This is a genomic window from Synechococcus sp. R3-13 (assembly GCF_047462195.1).
In the GTDB taxonomy this organism is placed as follows: Bacteria; Cyanobacteriota; Cyanobacteriia; order Thermostichales; family Thermostichaceae; genus Thermostichus.
On record NZ_JANSIO010000384.1, the window covers coordinates 1 to 1,533 of the forward strand.

The 1,533-nt window shown below is 59.8% G+C and carries 1 protein-coding gene and 1 pseudogene; one reads left to right on the top strand and one right to left on the bottom strand.

Features of this window, described 5'->3' with window-relative positions:
• Window positions 1–12: 12 nt before the first annotated feature.
• Complete coding sequence (locus tag NW856_RS11530; RefSeq protein WP_414400383.1) at window positions 13–939, bottom strand: TIGR01777 family oxidoreductase; 927 nt, start codon at window positions 937–939, stop codon at window positions 13–15.
• 302 nt (window positions 940–1,241) lie between these two features.
• Here NW856_RS11530 and NW856_RS11535 point away from each other — a divergent pair.
• Window positions 1,242–1,533 (top strand): annotated as a pseudogene (locus NW856_RS11535) (hypothetical protein); the annotation flags it as partial.

Here is a 1,533-nt window from a genome sequence, read left to right on the forward strand (position 1 = left end):
GTTCAGCAGTGTTCAGCGTAAATGTATCAGGAGGATCTGTCGTAATGCCTCTTTCAGTTGTGGGTACTGGAAGGTAAAGCCCATCTGCAAAGCCGCTTGCGGGATCACTTTCTGCCCCGTCAAAACCACTTGAGCTGCCTCGCCCAACAGCAGTTCCAACGCCAGCTCCGGCACAGGCAACCAAGAGGGACGACCCAAGACCTGGCCTAAGGTTCGGCAAAACTCTTCCATCTGCACCGGGTTGGGAGCGGTGGCGTTGAACACTCCGGATCCCTGCTCCAGCAGGAAGCAGACCAAGCTCACCCAATCCTCGCGGTGGATCCAAGACAGCCATTGTTTGCCGGAGCCGATCGTTCCGCCGATAAAGAACTGAAAGGGGGCCAGCATCTGCCCCAGCGCTCCTCCATCCGGCCCCAACACAATCCCCGTGCGCAGGATGGCCAAACGGATCCCCAATTCCTCAACCGGCCGGGCGGCAGCTTCCCAGGCCTGACAGACTCCTGCCAGAAAATCTTGGGCCGGGGGATCCGTCTCTGTTAAGGGTTCTCCTGCCGGATGGGATCCGTAGTAACCCACCGCCGAGCTGCTGATCATCACCTGGGGCTTTTGGTTGAGGGAGGCGAGGGCTTGGACAAGGGCCTGGGTGGTTTCCACACGGCTACGACGGATTTCTTTTTTCTTGGTCTCTGTCCAGCGAGAAGAAGCCAAAGGCTCTCCGGCCAAGTTGACAATCCCCTCGTACCCTTCCAGGGCGGCTGCCCAGGCTTGCGGTTGGTAGGGATCGTAGGGCAGCAGCTTGAGGTTGGGGGATTCCCCCAAAATGCGGCGGGCCTGCTCCGGGCGGCGGGTCAAGACCAAAACCTGATCCCCTTGCTCCAGCAAACGGGCCACCAAGCGACGCCCGATAAAACCACTCCCCCCCGTGATGGCAATGCGCATGATGTGGATCCGACTTGCATCTGCACAAGCCCTGTGCCGCCCTTGTCCTTTGAACGGTGCAGAGCCTTTCCGCTATTCGAACCTCTAGCCTAGCGCGTTTCCTGCCCCGCGTTGGCCATTGCCTGGGATCCCGCCATCCGTTTGCTGAGCTTGGCGAAGTGGCAGAGCCCAAGAAAGCCCAAGAATAAAAATGTTTTGCGGCAAAGCCTGACACACCTGGAAAAATCGGCTTCAATAGGCCCTAGCTGCGCTTCTTGGCAGCAGAGGTGGTTCATCGTCCCCCTATTTTCTTCCCTTCACCCGTGACACCCAAGTCTTCTTCCCGTACCCCGGCTCGCCACGTGTCTATGCGTGCAGAGCAGGTTGCTGGGCCGCGGCTGGACATCTCTGTTGCTCCACGAGTGCATCGCTCCCAAGGGCAGGGATCCCTGGTGCGGGCAGGGTTTCCCTCCTCTCTCCCAATTTCCGGTCGGCGGACGATCCCTGTCCAGCGCTCCCGCCGGCGCGGACGGCAAGAACCTGGCCACGAGCCTCAAGTCTGGGAGATGGCCTGTCACATCGGGGTGAATGTCTTGTTTACGGCGGCTGCCCTCA

Excerpts from the sequence above, each read along its gene's own strand:
- NW856_RS11530 (WP_414400383.1), bottom strand. The coding sequence starts at position 939 with ATGCGCATTGCCATCACGGGGGGGAGTGGTTTTATCGGGCGTCGCTTG.